The organism is Arthrobacter sp. KBS0703, from assembly GCF_002008315.2.
GTDB lineage: Bacteria > Actinomycetota > Actinomycetes > Actinomycetales > Micrococcaceae > Arthrobacter.
This window is the reverse complement of record NZ_MVDG02000001.1, coordinates 1,966,669-1,982,406: the sequence shown is the minus strand read 5'-3', so window position 1 is coordinate 1,982,406 and position 15,738 is coordinate 1,966,669. Positions and strand designations below refer to the sequence as shown.

Here is a 15,738-nt window from a genome sequence, read left to right as displayed (position 1 = left end):
GGTCGTTGTTGTCAGTCTTCCTGAAGGAAGTTGGGTCAATTGCTACTTACAGTGCATATCGTCATGGGGCCACGACGGCCGGCTGTAGCGATGGATGGGGAGCTGGTGGGCGGCATCGTAATCGCACACGCCGCGATCCGGTTGGTGCGTCTATGTCTCGGGAATGCATGAGGTGCGCGGGGGAGCCCGCGGATCCATAGGAGGCAAGCGAAAAGCCACACGTGGCATTCTCGCACTTGTATTCTTGCCGTGCCTTCAATCCCTACAGGCCTAGAGCAGCTGGAAGGGGCTACGCATCGATCACCAAATCGGTCCGCGCTGTGGAGCAGCACGGCAGGAACTTCCCTGCATCGATTTCCCGTGCCCGGATCCCTCCTTGGTGGTTCATCTCGACCTCCCCGGAAAGCTTGACGACCTTGCAGGAGCCGCACATGCCTTCCTGGCAGTTCGCGCCGATCCTGACGCCCGCACGCTGGGCCACACCGAGGATGTGTTCCGTGGGGTCGATCCGCACGTTGATGCCAGTGCGCATGAAGGACAGGGTCAGGCTGCCTGTTCCCACCGTGTCGAAGCTCGAGGCATCAGGGGAATCGGTCTCTTGCCCCATGCCCGAGCTGCCGTAGGAGGCATCGGAACTGGATGCGTCCGGGTCGACGGTTTCCAGCGGCAGCCCCGTGGCCTTAAGGGGCCCCTCGGCGTCGTAGCCGGGCTCGTAGAGCCCGAACGCCGTGGGCTGGCTTTCGTAGTAGCCCTCGGCGGAATCGGCGATTTCCTCGGCGATTTCTTCGGCAATGTCCACTGCCAGCGCGAGCTCCGCCTGGTATTCAAGGAGAGTCTGACGGTCTCCCGAGAAGAATTCCATGTAAATGGAGGTGTCGTCGACGCCAACCTTCCCTAGGAGCTCGGTGGCGGTGTTCAAGTAACCCTCGGGGCCGCAGGCATAGACCTGGCGGCCGTTGGCGTCGGGGGCCACCTCGTCCAGCATGGCTGCCGTCAGCCTTCCGCTGAGCCCTTCCCACCCCTCGGGTTTGCTGCGGTCACCCAAGGAGTAGAAGACCTTGATGCGCGAGTCCACGGAGGCGATGTAGGCCAGCTCCTGGTGGAAGGCAAAGCCTCCGGCCTCCGCTCCGTGATAGAGCACCACAACATCGGCCTGTCCGGGCAAGGAGTGAATGGTCCGCACCATGGACATGATGGGGGTAATTCCTGCGCCGGCGGCCAGCAAGAGGTACCGCGCCCGCCGGTCGGCATCCGGCAAGTGGAATGCGCCGACCGGTCCGAGCATCTCGAGGACGGTGCCGGGTTTGACATTCTCGTGCACCCACGGTGAAACCAGTCCTGTGGGGTCGCGTTTGACGCTGATGTTGAAGGTCCACGGCTCGGTTGGGGAACTGGACAGCGAATAGCTGCGGTCCACGGGATCCTGGTCCTCGCCGTTCACCGGAAACGCGACGTTCACATACTGGCCCGCACGGAACGCCAGGGGCGCACCGTCGCAGCGGCGGAACACGAAGGTCATCAAGCCGCCCGCCTCGGGAACGGTCTCCACACATTCGGCCATGAACTCCTGTGGATGCCAGGGGCCCAGTGCACGGGCAGCACGGGCGGGTGCCTCGGTGCTGCCCATTACCCTGTTCCACGGCATCTCAAGACCGCGAATGCGCTGTGGCTCCTGGATTGTCGTCTCTCTGAGGAGTTCAATCATGCCAAGTGCTCCTGCACGCGCTGCACGTACCAGTTGATGAACGCCTCCACCTGGTACTCACTCTTCATGTACGGGCCGGGCTCGTAGGCCGGGCTTCCGGCACCCTGCTGGCACAACTCCACGAACGCCTTGTCCTGCAGGTTTGTCTGCTTCCAGGTGTAGGTGAGTTTGTCCAGATCGTAGTCAACGCCTTCCACGGCGTCGTCAGCTACCAGCCAGGTGGTGCGTACCAGGGTCTGGTGTTCGTTGACGGGAAAGACGCCGAACGTGATGACGTGGTCGCTCTGGAAGTGGAACCAGCTGTTGGGCTGCAGGTGCATCGAGCAGCGGCCAAGGCGGAAGTCCGGCAAGTCACCGAGCAGCTTCTTGGAGAGTCTGCGCCCATCGGGCGAGAACGATTCGCCCTCTCCATCGAGCGATTCACGTGAGATGCGGATTCCGGCGATGCGTGTGTCGAGCTCCTCCACCACTTCGTAGGGAAGGCCATAGCGGCGGCAACGCTCCTCGAGCGAGGACTGGGCTTCCTTGTTGCGGTCCCACACTTCTTCGAGATGGGCCGGGATCAGGCCCTCCGTCAGTCCCCAGGTGGGAAAGAGGGAACAGGCGAGCTCCGGGTGTCCGTCGCAGTGGTAGCACTCACGGTTGTTCTCCATGACGAGCTTCCAGTTGCCCTCCTCGATGATGTTCTGCTGGTAGGCGACTTTAGTCTTCGACAGATCGTGGGGCGCGAGGTATGGCTCGAAGATCTTTGAGGTTTCGTCGAAGTCGGTTGGCGGTTCGTCGGCAATGCAGACGAAGATGAGCCCGGCGACCACGCGGCTGTGTGCGCGCTTGAGGCCGAAACAGCCCTTGTCGAACTTGGTTTCCCCCGGCGCCGAAGCATGGATCAGATTGCCCTCCGGGGAGTACGTCCAAGAGTGGTAGCCGCAGACCAGGTTTCCTGTTGACCCAGCGGGCTCGGTCAGGACGCGGGCGCCGCGGTGCCGGCATACGTTGTGCAGGACGTTCACGCCGCCATCGTCGTTACGCAGCACGATCAGGGAGTAGGGCCCGTAGTCGACGGTAACGTAGTCGCCCGGCTCCGGCAGTTCGGCGATGCTGGCGGCAAAGATCCAGTGCTGGCCAAAAATGGCTTCCATGTCGATTTTGAAAATCGTGGGATCGGTGTAGAAGGGGGCATCGAGGGAATATCCCTTGCGCCGGAACTCGAACAACCCGCTGATTTCCGCCAGCTGCTCTGCAGGCAAGGATGAAGCGAGTTTTCCGCGTGAGTTGAGGGGCAAGACTGGAGCAGACATGTGTTTCCTCCCGGGAGGCGTGGGTAAGTGTGTGTTTCGTCGGGACCACGGCTGCACGGGGTGCGAGCGGCGTTGTCAAAAACCTTGTACTCATGAGATTAGGGACGATTGAACAGCAACAAAAGCGCAACATTTGGAAGATAACCGTGCACAATAGGTGCATGATTGATGCGAGACTCATCACACTTCGGGTGTTTGCCCGGTGCGGCACCATTGGCGCAACGGCGGAGCTCACGGGTTATTCCCCCTCTGCCGTCTCCGCGCAATTGCGGGAGCTCCAGCGCCTGCTTGGAATGCAGCTGCTGACGAAGGACGGCCGGGGCGTGCGGCTGACCGCCACGGGCCGCTTTCTCGTGGCTGGCGCGGACACCCTCATTGCCGAATGGGAGCGCCTGCGCGCAGCGGCCATGGAGGCTGGCGACCAAGTGCCGTCCCGTTTTGGCCTTGGCGGATTCTCCACGGCGGCCGCCCAGTTGCTCGCGCCGCTGGCCGCCACCCTGCGCTCAACACGACCCCTGCTGGAGGTGCAGGTACTTGAGGCCAATCCGGCCCGCTGTTTCGACTTGTTGGTTGCCGAGCGAATCGACCTCGCGGTCATCGTCGCCATGCAGTCCGACACCTATGTTGAGGACGATCCGCGCTTCGAGCAGATGGTCCTGCTCGACGATCCCCTGGATGTGATCATTCCCTCCGACCATCCGTTGGCATCGCGGGAAACGGTGACGCTCGAAGAGCTAGCGTCGGAGCCCTGGATCACTGAGGCCGCCGGGTCCACCTACCATTCACTGTTCACCGCAGCGTTCACGGCAGTCGGGGTGACACCGAGGATTGCCCATGAGGCCGTTGAATGGGAAACGCAGATCGCCTTCGTTGGTGCGGGGCTGGGCGTGGGCCTGCTGCCGCGACTGGCACCCCTGCGTAGTGCCGAAAACGTGGTTCGACTGCGCATCACGGGCAAAGGGAAGCCCTCGCGCCGCATTGTCGCCGCGGTCCGGAGGGGCAGCATCGCATCGCCCCTGATCCAGGAGTCGCTCGGCATCCTGCAGGTCAGAGCCAAACGGATCCTCGCCGCCCGACCCGAAGACGATCTCTGAAATCGCAGGGCCGTGATTCGTTGCCTGCGGGCCGACAGAGGTCCAGAAGGTGGCGACGCGTCCGCGCGGCCGGCCTTCTGCGCCGCACTCGAGGGATCTGCGTCCCGTCTACACGGCGCCGTCGGAGGCCGCGGCCAAAAGAACGGTTCGCGGAAGTCTCGGCCACGTGGGGCCGGCGATGCCCGGCGGTGGCCCGGCTGTGGGAGAGCGCCCGGAGGGAGTTCGTGCCGTTCCTGGACTATGCCAACCGTGGATCCACCGTTTGCGGACACTCCCGACGCTACGGCATGACGAAACCACCCATCGCAATGAAGACTTGGTCGCATGGCTCACTAGCCTGCCGACAGGGGCCCAGTAGCACTAGGGACCTGTATCTTAACGACCCAACGCCCGCCCTCCGTAGATGGAAGGCGGGCGTTGGTGTTTGGCTAATGCGGGTTCGCGGTCAGGGACCGTGATTGCGATGGCCTGGGCGTCCCGGGGCGCAATCCGGGGCCGCACGTTGACGGGAGGCCGTGAGGACCGCAGCGCGCTTTCTGCTTAACGGGCCAGCGGCTGCCCCGCACAGTGAGGGTCGAAAATGCCCGGGCTGCTAGGCGTCTGGTTCCAAGGGTGGTCCGAGCGCTTTATGACATTTGTCTGTCTGTCGTGGATGGAGCCGATGTGTCAATGGTGCCGAGTTTGGCCCGCTGCCTGGCGTGGCTAGGAAGACCTCCACGGGAACCGCGGACTGTTGCTGAGAGCACGAATGTTTGATTCCTACTACGTTCTGGAGGATACCTGCCGGTTCTCTTGGCCAATGCTACGAGCGCACGCAACATCCCTGGCCGAAAGACTGTTGTGTCCGATGCGGCATGGTTGGCCAACTGGCAGCCCGCGGGCATCTTTCGTGCCTAGAGATCATCACCGTGGCGAAACGATTAGTCGGGCGAACAGGGACACCATCCGGAATGCCTAGAATACGCACAGGCTGCTGCAACTAGGGCCGTCCAGCCACTACTCAGGCCGGTGCTGCCGTTGTCAGCGGGGGCCAAGGTCGCTGTCGATATAGGAGGCGGGGCGGTTTTCGTTGTGGTTGCAGTTGCAGCCCCCGTCCAGTTGCAGTCGAACGGTCACTGGGTTTGAGGACTGTAGTTGGATGTCTACGGATTCCTTTCCTTCGCTGCTGATTCGGAGGGTCTGCTCTTGGTCGTGGCGCTGGGACATGTGGGTGACCTTTGTTGTGCGTTGGTGTGGGTGTGCCCGGGTGGCACGGGCTGGGATGCCGCGTGCCACCGGGGCGGTTGTGAGTGGGGGGGGTGAATCTATTTTCTGTCCCGGTCCGTTTGCCGGGCCTGGACGGTGGGGATGCTGCCGGTGTGGGTGCCCCCCTGGTGGGAGTCCGGGTCCGGGCATGAATCAGCGCAGTCATGTTTCGTGACGAGGTCGAATTGGACGCCGCCGTGTTGTTCGACGCCGGTGCGGATGGCGCGTTCGACGACGGATGTGGCCAGGCGCCGCCGTAGGGACAGGGGGTCGCGGCGTAGGTCTTTGGCGAGGGCGAAGCAGAGCAGGAGCATGACGATGACGAAGGGCAGGGCTGCGACGATGGTGATGCGTTGTAGGCCGGCGAGGGCTTCGGAGGGTTCGTCGCCTCCGGCCAGGAGCATGACCGCCGCCACGGCGCCCGTGAGGCTGCCCCAGAAGATGACTACTCCGCGGCGGGGGTGTTCGGCGCCGTTGGAGCTGAGGGATCCCATCACGATGGAGGCCGCGTCGGCGCCGGTGATGAAGAAGATCGCGACCAGGACCATGGCCAGGACGATGACGGCTGCGGTGAGCCATTCGGGCATGGAGAGGTTTTTGACCAGGTCGAAGAGGGCTCCGTCGAAGTTGACCGAGGGTGTTCCGTTGACGGTGGTTACCAGCCCGGGGGTGCCTGCCTTATCGGCTTCCTGCTGGACGTGGAAAGCGGCTCCGCCGAAGATACCGAACCAGATCACGCTGACGACGCTGGGCACCAGCAGGACGCCGGTGACGAACTGGCGGATGGTGCGGCCGCGGCTGATGCGGGCGATGAAAAGTCCGACGAAGGGCGTCCAGGAGATCCACCAGGCCCAGTAGAAGATGGTCCAGCTGGTCATCCAGCTCCGCAGTGCTTCATCGCCGACCGCTTCGGTCCGGGAGGACATTTCGGCCAGGTCGCGGACGTAGTCGCCGACGGAGGAGGGGATCAGGTTGAGGATGAACAGGGTGGGGCCGGCGATGAAGACAATGAGTGCCAGGACGACGGCCAGGACCATGTTGATGTTGGAGAGCCACTGGATGCCGCGGCTGATGCCGGAGACGGCCGAGGCGACGAAGCATAAGGTCAGGACGGCGACGATTCCGACGAGGATGGGGGTGCCGATTTCGCCGAACCAGCCGTTGGAGGTCATGCCGCTGCCGATCTGGAGGGCGCCCAGGCCCAGGGAGGCGGCGGTGCCGAAGAGGGTGGCGAAGATGGCGAGGATGTTGATGAATTTCCCGATTGGCCCTTCGACCCTCCTGGCGCCGAAGAGTGAGGTGAAGGCGACAGAGATCAGTTGGCGGCGGCCCAGGCGGTAGGTGCCGTAGGCCATGGCGATGCCTACCACTGCGTACATGGCCCAGGGGTGCAGGGTCCAGTGGAAGATGGAGGTGGCCATGGCGGTCTGGATGGCTGCTGGGGTGCGGCCGTCTACGGTTCCTGGCGGGGGAGAGATGTAGTGGTAGAGCGGTTCGGCCACGCCGTAGAACATGAGGCCGATGCCCATGCCGGCGGCGAACATCATGGAGACCCAGGAGACGGTGCGGAATTCGGGTTTTTCGCCGTCCTTGCCCAGCGGGATGTTGCCGAACTTGCCCAGGGCCAGCCAGAGGACGAAGACCACGAAGAGTGAGGCCAGGAGCATGAAGAGCCATCCGGTGTTCTCCATGACCCAGTTCAGGGCAACAGTGGAGGACGAGGCGAGGCTGTCACGGCCGATAAAGCCCCAGACCACAAAGGCGATGGCGATGGCGCCCGTGATCCCGAAGGTGACTTTGTCGAGCGTAAGTCTGATATTCCGGCGTGCCGAAACGGCGTGTTCGGTCCTGGCAGTTCGAAGCTCTTGCAGGATCTGTTCGTATTCTTCAGAGTCCGGCAGGCCCTCCGCGGCTCCGTCCTCCGGATCGAGGACTGCGGGGTTGGTGTTTTCTCCCGCGGGGACATCGATGACTGTTTTGGTCTTTCGCGTACTTTCGGGCTCTTCGTTGGGGGGAGTTGCTGCCAAAGCGTCGTCGGCGGGCAACTCCTCGGGGGTTAACGGTTTTAAGTCATTGCTTATAGCCATGAGCGAATCCTTTGCTCGGCGGATGATGGGCTTGCGGTTAAAACAGGGCCTTGAGGGTAAGCCCGGGGGGAATGTTGTGGGTCTCCCCCCGATTCAAGGACGGTGATGTTGCCGTCGATGATTTGCACTGGGCGCGGATCGGCAGTTTGGCCGGGGGCGCACCCAGGGCTCTGGTGCGGAGGTTGATCCTAGAGGCCTGAAGCGGGCACTCCACCCAGCAGTGCTCTACATAGCCGTCAGCCAGCGAGCGAGCTCACTGAGCGGGCAGGCATTGAGCATGGGGCACCTCTTTTTTGTTGAGGAAATTAGGTTCGCGCCAAGTGAGTTGCGACGGGATCGTTCCGCATGACTCAACGGTGATCGCACTAAGCAACAGGTTGCGCCTGAGATTAGCGGATGTCAAGGGTTTTCGCGGATTTGCCCGGAACGTTGACACGCAGCGTGCGATATGTCAGCTGTTGCATATCGCGAATGTTGTTGCGTAGAAGGCACCTGATGGGTGACATATGGGGACGCTTGCTGTCGTTGAAGCGTCGCTCGCTGCCTCTCCGCGCCCCTGCCTGCACATGGGCACCACCGTGGAGACACTCCACACCTCGAAAGGCAGCAAACTTATCTCAGGCGCCCCCGAACGACACGACCGACCGAGAGGTTGCCGGAGTCCTATTGGCTGACGGACGCCGAATTCCCGCAGATGCCGCAGTGCTTCCCGGTGGCTGCAGGCCACGCTATCGTCCAGTGTGACTGGTTGTACCTGACCAGCGTCGTTAAGAGCGGAAAGAACGTCCACCGTGTAAACCAACAAGACTTTGACCGCGCGAACGCTGCCACCAGCCATGGGATCAAAGATCTAGGCGAAGGGCGGGGACTGTTCCGAGCGAGCGCCACATCACGCTTTCCACGCTGTACTCAGGAAGTTGCAGGGGACGTTCATTTCGACTAGATATCCGTGCGTCCAATTGCCCTCCGATAAACCCGACCACTGCGGTCGGGGCTATCGGAGTCTGTAGCCCATTTTCGCGCTAATGGACAGTCCAGCCGCGCGGAGCCCCTCGATGAGTCCGGGATCCTCTTCCGGAGTGAACCGGAACGCAGGACCGGAGATACTCACGGAGGCGATTACATTCCCAATATGGTTATTGATGGGAACTGCGACCGCTGACAGGCCGATTTCGAACTCCTCGTGGACGACCGCATAGCCTTGCCGGGAAATTTCGAGCAGCTGCTTCTCCAGTTGCGCACGATTTGTCACGGTACGCGGGGTGCGGGCTGGCAGGCCCAATGTCTTGAGGATTGTGTCCCTTTCGTCGGCCGGAAGGGCTGCAAGCAAAACCTTGCCGCTCGACGTGGCATGAAGGGGTGTCAGGCTGCCGACCCAGTCGTAGGTTGCGAGCGTGGAGGGGCCCATGGCCTGGTCCACGTTGACGGCGTAATTCGATCGCAGGACAGCCAAATTCACTGTTTCCTTGTATCGCGCAGCGAGGCTCTCTAAGACGTCCCTAGCCTCACGCACCACGCTCAATCGGCTTGGGATGGACGACGCCAGTCGCAGGATTCCAAAGCCGAGCTGGTACTTGCCGCGTTCGCTGTTCTGGCGGACCAGTTCCCGGCCCACCAGAGACCCCACCAGGCGGGATACCGTGGATTTGTGGACGCCCATCTCCTCAGCGATCTCACTGACGCCGGCATCACCCTCACGCGCAAGGATATCCAGGATCTGGAGGGCACGGTCCACCGATTGGACGCCTCCGCCCTGTGCGTCTACGCCCTTATCCGGGTCGTTGCCTGCGGCCATGTCGCCTCGCGTCCTTGTCCATGCGGAGTACCCAGGCCTGGAAGTCCCAGCCGAACTGCCACCTCGTCATGTTTCATCCTAGACCGGCTCGGGCGCTGGCTCGTCAGCCGACGCCTCAGCCTTCACGGGGCCGAGCAAACCCAAGGTTAAGGAAGAAGGGGCACCCCAAATGCGGGGTGCCCCTTCGGTTGCTACGGACTAGCCGACTTTGTTGGCTGCTTCTGCGTCGGATTCGGTCTGGCCTGCGCCGAGGTTGGCGCGCAGTTTGGCGCCGAGTTCGGCGTCCACGTTGGTCCAGTACTGGATGGCGCGTTCCTTGATGCCCGGGCTCTTGACGCCGCCCACGGCGCCGGTGATGGTCTCCAGCAGGCGGGCCTTCTCGCCGTCGTTGAACACCTCGCGGTACAGCGCGCCGGCCTGGACGAAGTCGCCGTCCTCTGCGTGCAGGGAGTGCGCGGCGAGCGTCAGCGCGCCGTCGTTCTCCCAGCCGCCGGCCGGGCTCTGCGGCTCAACGGCAGCCGGACCGCCCACCGAGTTGGGGGCGTAGACCGGAACGGACGGGGCGTTGAAGTGGTAACGCCCGGCGCCGTCCTGGCTGTAGTTGTTGACCTGGTTCTTCGGCTGGTTCACCGGGATCTGGGCGTGGTTGGTGCCCACGCGGTAACGGTGTGCGTCAGCGTAGGAGAAGATGCGGGCCTGCAGCATCTTGTCCGGGGACGCGGCGATGCCCGGGACGAAGTTCGACGGCGCGAAGGTGGCCTGTTCGATCTGCGCGAAGTAGTTCTCCGGGTTCCGGTTCAGCTCCATGGTGCCCACCTTGATCAGCGGGTAGTCAGCGTGCGGCCACACCTTGGTGAGGTCGAACGGGTTGAAGCGGTAGGTCTTGGCGTCCTCGTACGGCATGACCTGGACGTGCAGGTCCCAGGAGGGGAAGTTGCCGGCGGCGATGTTTTCCTGCAGGTCGCGGATGTAGAAGTCCGCGTCCGAGCCCGCCAGCGCTTCTGCTTCGTCGCCGGTCATGGACTTCACGCCCTGGTTGGACTTGAAGTGGTACTTGACCCAGAAGCGCTCGCCCTCGGCGTTGATCCACTGGTAGGTGTGCGAGCCGTAGCCCTGCATTTCGCGCCAGGAAGCCGGCAGGCCGCGGTCGCCCATGAGCCAGGTGACCTGGTGCGCGGACTCGGGTGAGAGGGTCCAGAAGTCCCACTGCATGTCGGCGTCGCGGAGGTGCGTGCCCGGGAGGCGCTTCTGCGAGTGGATGAAGTCCGGGAACTTGATGCCGTCGCGGATGAAGAACACCGGGGTGTTGTTGCCGACGAGGTCGTAGTTGCCCTCGGAGGTGTAGAACTTGACGGCGAAGCCGCGGGGATCGCGCCAGGTGTCGGGGGAGCCGTTCTCGCCGGCGACCGAGGAGAAGCGGATCAGCATCTCGGTCTCCACGCCCGGCTGCAGGAACGCGGCCTTGGTGTACTTGGAGACGTCCTCGGTGGCCTTGAAGGAGCCGAATGCGCCGCCACCCTTGGCGTGCACCACACGCTCCGGGACACGCTCGCGGTTGAACTGGGCCAGCTTCTCGACCAGGTAGTGGTCGGTCAGGATGATGGCGCCGTCGGCACCGGTTGCCTGGGAGTGGGCGTCGGACGTGACGGGAGCGCCGGACTGTGTCGTGGACACTGCGGGCGCAGAGATGTTCGAAGTCATCTTTCTCCTTCTTGTTTGGGTTCTTGCTTAGTTTCGTTCGGCGGGAAGTTTTTGGGTGCGCCGACCCATTCCACGGTGCCGTCTGCGAAGAATTGCTCCTTCCAGATGGGCACACGGGCCTTGATACGGTCCACAAGCTGTGAGCACACCTCAAACGCCTGGCCACGGTGGGCTGCTGACACGGCACAGACCAGTGCAGGATCACCCACCTCCAGCATCCCGACGCGGTGGGCGGCCCAGATTCGGACCGGCTGGTCGGCCTTTCCGGCATGCTCCACGACCAATTCCGCCACGACTTCGGCGAAGATGTGATGCGCCGTGGGGTGGGCCGAGTAGCTTAATCTGCTGACAGCCATGCCGCCGTCGTGGTTCCGGACCACTCCGCTGAAGCTGATCACGGCCCCGGCTTCGTCGCCCTGGACGGCGGCTACGGCACGGTCCGCCGAGATGGGGTCATCGCTGAGCTCGGCGAGGACGACGTCAAAGCTTGGCATAGGTTTCCTCGCGGCCCACCTTCTGCGGACGGCCCAGCCTTTCGAGACCGGCGTAGACGTTCAGGCTGTGTCCCCGGCTGAATCCAACCAGCGTCACTCCGGCCTCGACGGCGAGGTCGGCGGCCAGGCTTGAGGGCGCGCTTACAGCAGACAGGACGGGAACGCCGGCCATGGCGGCTTTCTGGACAAGTTCGAAGGACGCGCGCCCTGACACCTGGAGGACGGTGCCAGTCAGAGGCAACAGGTTTTGGCGCAGCGCCCATCCCACCACTTTGTCCACGGCGTTGTGGCGTCCGACGTCCTCCCGGAGACAAAGCAACTCAGGGCTGGCGCCATCCACCTTGAACAGGCCGGCCGCATGGACGCCGCCCGTCTTGTCGAAGACCGCCTGGGCCTCGCGAAGTCGCTCGGGCAGTTCGGCGAGGACGTCCACGGGAATTTGCAGCGTGTCCTGGGATGGATCGAAGGGAAGGGTCTTGCGGACCGAGTCGATCGAGTCTGTCCCGCAGATGCCGCAGGAGCTTGAGGTGTAGACATGCCGCATGGTCTCAGGCATGGGTACATCCGGCCTCAGCCGGGCCTCGACCACGTTATATGTCTGTTCTCCTCCGGCATCGCCGGCGCAAAAGCGCAGCGATACCAGCTCGGAGTGGGAACTGATGATCCCTTCCGAGACCAGGAACCCGGCCACCAGGTCAAAATCGTCCCCCGGGGTCCTCATGGTGACAGCGAAGGAGCGGCCGCCGAGGCGGATTTCCAAGGGCTCCTCGGCGGCGAGTACGTCTTCCTTGAACCGCACCGGGAATTCGGTGCCGGAGCCGTCCAGGTGGAAGCGGTGGATCTTGCGGCGCTGTGTCATGCGGGCCATGCGGTGCTCCGTGCTCGTTTGGTGATGGAAAGGATTGTTTCGTTGGCCTGCGTCCAGGGGAGTGGGAGCACAGGAACCGGCTCGCCGGACTGGACTCCAGCAGGGGGAACGGCCATGACGCCGTCAGCCCAAGCCAGTCCACGCATCATGCCGGGCCCCGTATGCGATGTGGGGAAGGCAAGCCCCTCAATGAACGTGCAGGGAATCAGACGCGTACGGCCGGGGCACGGATCAACGTCAGCCGCGGAGGTCACCTGTCCAACAGCGCTCAGAGGCTTGCCACCGAGTGCCTCCAGCAGTGGTGCACCCATGGTGATGAGAGCCATCATTGCTGCCAGGGGGTTACCGGGCAGCCCGACGACGAAGCGGCCGTCCGGGAGCCCGGCCAGGACTGCCGGGTGGCCCGGCCGCATGGCGATGCCATCTAGCAACAGCTGTCCGCCGAGGGCAGCGATGGCGGTGCGAAAATGATCTGTCCCGGAACAGCCGGTTCCGCCAGTGGTTATGGTCAGGTCCGGCGTCCGTCCGGGGAACGCGTCAGAACCGCCAAGTGCCGCGAGCCACTCGGGGTAGGAATCCCCGATCCGCAGGGAGCCGGCAGGCGTGCCCCCCAGAAGGGAAATGACCGTCCCCAGCTGCGGACCAAAAGTGTCCCTGACATGTCCTGGTTTCGGAACGCCTGACGTGACCACTTCGGAACCGGTCAATACGATGCCGACCACCGGCTTGGTCTGCACCTGCAGGTTGTCGTGGCCGGCCACGGCGGCGAGGGCAATGTGGCCCGGGTTCAGTGTTGTGCCGGCGGGGATCAGCACCTCACCGGCAGCAGCTTCCTCGCCCGCCGGACGAATGTGTTGGCCCAGGCCCGGCTCGCCTTCCTTGGCGTTGTCAGTGAGCCGCAGGAGAAGGCTGCCGTCGGCATCGTGGTGGACCTGGCCACTTTCCTTGCGGAGGATCGACTGGGCGCCAACAGGTACGAGTCCGCCGGTGGCTATGACGCTGGCACTCCCGGGGCACAAAAAGGGTTCGTGGCCGGCAAGGATCCATGGACCGCCGCCGTTGATGGCCCAGCCGTCCATGGCAGAAGAGTCGTAATGGGGGAGTTCTTGAAGGGCGGCGACGTTGCGGGTAAGCGTGTGACCTGCTGCCAGTGCGAGGGGAACCTCCACCGGCGCGAGCGGGGCCGCGCAATCGAAAGCCAGTTGCCGGGCTTCGAGCCAGGTGGCGGAGTGATGTCCGGAAGGAAGCCATGCAGAGCGCAACTCCGAACTGCTGCCGCTGGTGGCGGCATTTTGGGCCAGCAATGGTGCCCCTTTCCTGAAGGTAGTGGCTTGAGTGCGGGGCCGGGGACCGTAAGGATTGCACCGCGTGGTGCCTGCCTCGCAATCCCAGGCCCCGTCAGCCGGGGGTGCTATGCCTTGACGTATCCGTTCGGGTTCAGTACGAACTTTGTTGCCGAGCCGGCGTCGAATTCGGCGTAGCCGCGCGGTGCATCCTCAAGCGGGATCGCTGTGGCGTTCACTGCTTTGGCGATCTGGACCTTGTCGTGCAGGATGGCCATCATCAGCTGCCGGTTGTACGACATGACGGGGCACTGGCCGGTGGTGAAGGACAGGGATTTTGCCCACCCTGTGCCCAACGACAGCGACAGGGAGCCGTGCTTGGCTGCCTCGTCAATTCCACCGGGGTCGCCGGTGACGTACAGGCCGGGGATGCCAAGGGCCCCACCTGCTGCGGTGATGTCCATGAGGGAATTCAGTACGGTTGCCGGGGCTTCGTGGGATGCGTCTCGGCCGTGCCCGCGGGCTTCGAACCCCACGGCGTCGACGCCGCAATCCACCTCGGGAACTCCGAGGATCTGCTCGATCTGGTCCTTCGGATCTCCGTTGGAGACGTTTATCGTTTCGCAGCCGAAGGAGCGGGCCTGCGCCAGGCGGTCCTCGTTCATGTCACCAACAATCACGACGGCGGCACCAAGCAGCTGTGCACCGGCGGCGGCTGCGAGGCCGACCGGGCCTGCGCCGGCAATATAAACGGTGGACCCGACGCCGACTCCGGCGGTGACGGCGCCGTGGAAGCCGGTGGGGAAGATGTCGGAGAGCATGGTCAGGTCCATGATCTTTTCCAGGGCCCGGTCGCGGTCCGGGAACCTGAGCAGGTTCCAGTCTGCGTAGGGAACCAGCACGTATTCCGCCTGCCCGCCGACCCATCCGCCCATGTCCACATAACCGTAGGCGCTGCCCGGCCGGTCCGGGTTGACGTTCAGGCAGATGCCGGTTTTGCGCTCCTTGCAGTTCCGGCAACGGCCACAGGAGATATTGAACGGTACGGAGACGATGTCTCCGACTTTGATGAACTCCACGTCCGGACCGACTTCCACCACTTCACCGGTGATTTCATGGCCGAGGACGAGGTCCTTGGGAGCGGTGGTGCGGCCGCGCACCATGTGCTGGTCGGAGCCGCAGATGTTGGTGGTCACCGTGCGCAGGATCGCACCGTGGGGTACTTTCCGGCCCACATTGGCCGGATTGACGCCGGGCCCGTCCTTGAGTTCGAACGTCGGGTAGTCGGTATTGATAATTTCGACGACACCGGGTTCCTTGTAGGCGACGGCTCTGTTTCCTGACATGGACACTCCTTTGGCTACGGGGGGGTGGTGCTGGGGTTTGGTGCCAGGCCTTCCATGTCGGATTGCCTTGCACTGGTCCGGCAAGTGCCGGCGCTGCCCCGTTGCCCGAAAGCGGTGCTTCGATGAGGATACCTCCCCAGGTTTCAGGTCATCGAAGCACCATTTACGGGAACGGGACAGCTCATCCTTCGCGAGGACGGAGGCTGTCAGTGGGATGCTGTGCCCGGTGGCACAGCATTCCGGTCATGCCTGGCGCTGGGCGGCCGCGCCTGCGGAAGCTACGGTGTGGTCGTTCTCCACGGTGCTGCCGCTGACACCGATTGCACCAATGACAGTGCCGTCCTCATCGTGCAGCGGCAGTCCGCCTGGGAACGTGATGAGTCCGCCGTTGGAGACTTCGATGTTGAACAGCGGGCCCTGGCTGGGACAGTTCGCCGATGGATCCGGTAGCCATGTCGAAGTAGCGGGCAGTGCGGGCCTTCTTGATGGAAATGTCGATGCTGCCGAGCCAGGCGCCGTCCATGCGGGTGAAGGCCTTGAGGTTGCCTCCGACGTCCACCACGGCGATGTTCATGGCGGTGCCGGTTTCGCGGGCCGACTCACGGGCGGCGCCCAGGACGGCATCGGCCTGCGCTTGGGTGATATCAGACATTGTTTCTCCCTTGAAGGTGTCTGTGTTGAGCGGTGGCGTTGAGCTTTGGCGGCTGGTGTCCTAAAGAGGCTGAGGCAGACTGCCCTGCGCTGAACGGAGCCAGGCAATTTTGTTGGCCGACGTTCGTCAGGCTGACGCTGATATTTTTTGTGGTTAATAAAGATATATCA

The 15,738-nt window shown here is 63.3% G+C and carries 10 protein-coding genes and 1 pseudogene; 1 reads left to right on the top strand and 10 read right to left on the bottom strand.

Annotated features, from left to right (window positions below; all coding sequences use genetic code 11):
- Positions 1-289: 289 nt before the first annotated feature.
- On the bottom strand, positions 290-1,705 hold the full coding sequence (locus B1A87_RS09400; RefSeq protein WP_078026903.1) for a ferredoxin reductase: 1,416 nt from the start codon (positions 1,703-1,705) through the stop codon (positions 290-292).
- Entirely contained in the window at positions 1,702-3,003 is a 1,302-nt protein-coding gene (locus B1A87_RS09395) for an SRPBCC family protein (RefSeq protein WP_078026902.1), read from the bottom strand. Before B1A87_RS09395 ends, B1A87_RS09400 begins: the two co-directional genes overlap by 4 nt.
- Before the next feature lie 161 nt (positions 3,004-3,164).
- On the opposite strand from B1A87_RS09395, the gene B1A87_RS09390 reads away from it, so the two are divergent.
- A complete protein-coding gene (locus tag B1A87_RS09390) occupies positions 3,165-4,097 on the top strand; it encodes a LysR family transcriptional regulator (RefSeq protein WP_078026901.1) in 933 nt (310 codons plus the stop codon).
- A 1,304-nt stretch (positions 4,098-5,401) separates the two neighbouring features.
- Here B1A87_RS09390 and B1A87_RS09380 read toward each other — a convergent pair.
- The 8 genes and pseudogenes from B1A87_RS09380 to B1A87_RS09335 all read right to left on the bottom strand — a co-directional run bounded on the left by B1A87_RS09380 (position 5,402) and on the right by B1A87_RS09335 (position 15,568).
- Positions 5,402-7,429, bottom strand: a complete 2,028-nt coding sequence (locus B1A87_RS09380) for a BCCT family transporter (RefSeq protein ID WP_078026900.1) — start codon at positions 7,427-7,429, stop codon at positions 5,402-5,404.
- A 994-nt stretch (positions 7,430-8,423) separates the two neighbouring features.
- Positions 8,424-9,224, bottom strand: a complete 801-nt coding sequence (locus B1A87_RS09365; RefSeq protein ID WP_078026899.1) for an IclR family transcriptional regulator — start codon at positions 9,222-9,224, stop codon at positions 8,424-8,426.
- A 198-nt stretch (positions 9,225-9,422) separates the two neighbouring features.
- Positions 9,423-10,925 carry a catalase gene (locus tag B1A87_RS09360; protein ID WP_144275771.1) on the bottom strand — a complete coding sequence of 501 codons (1,503 nt, stop codon included), beginning with the start codon at positions 10,923-10,925 and terminating at the stop codon, positions 9,423-9,425.
- Positions 10,922-11,419, bottom strand: a complete 498-nt coding sequence (locus tag B1A87_RS09355) for a molybdenum cofactor biosynthesis protein MoaE (protein ID WP_078028500.1) — start codon at positions 11,417-11,419, stop codon at positions 10,922-10,924. The genes B1A87_RS09360 and B1A87_RS09355 overlap by 4 nt, the downstream gene beginning before the upstream one ends.
- Complete coding sequence (gene fdhD, locus B1A87_RS09350; protein ID WP_078028499.1) at positions 11,406-12,287, bottom strand: formate dehydrogenase accessory sulfurtransferase FdhD; 882 nt, start codon at positions 12,285-12,287, stop codon at positions 11,406-11,408. The genes B1A87_RS09355 and fdhD overlap by 14 nt, the downstream gene beginning before the upstream one ends.
- The gene (locus B1A87_RS09345; RefSeq protein WP_395940230.1) at positions 12,275-13,591 is read right to left on the bottom strand and encodes a molybdopterin molybdotransferase MoeA; all 1,317 of its coding nucleotides are present in this window, start codon (positions 13,589-13,591) and stop codon (positions 12,275-12,277) included. Before B1A87_RS09345 ends, fdhD begins: the two co-directional genes overlap by 13 nt.
- A gap of 107 nt (positions 13,592-13,698) precedes the next feature.
- The gene (gene fdhA / locus B1A87_RS09340; protein WP_078028498.1) at positions 13,699-14,916 is read right to left on the bottom strand and encodes a formaldehyde dehydrogenase, glutathione-independent; all 1,218 of its coding nucleotides are present in this window, start codon (positions 14,914-14,916) and stop codon (positions 13,699-13,701) included.
- Between the two features lie 243 nt (positions 14,917-15,159).
- Positions 15,160-15,568, bottom strand: a pseudogene (locus B1A87_RS09335) (heme-binding protein).
- Between the last annotated feature and the right edge of the window lie 170 nt (positions 15,569-15,738).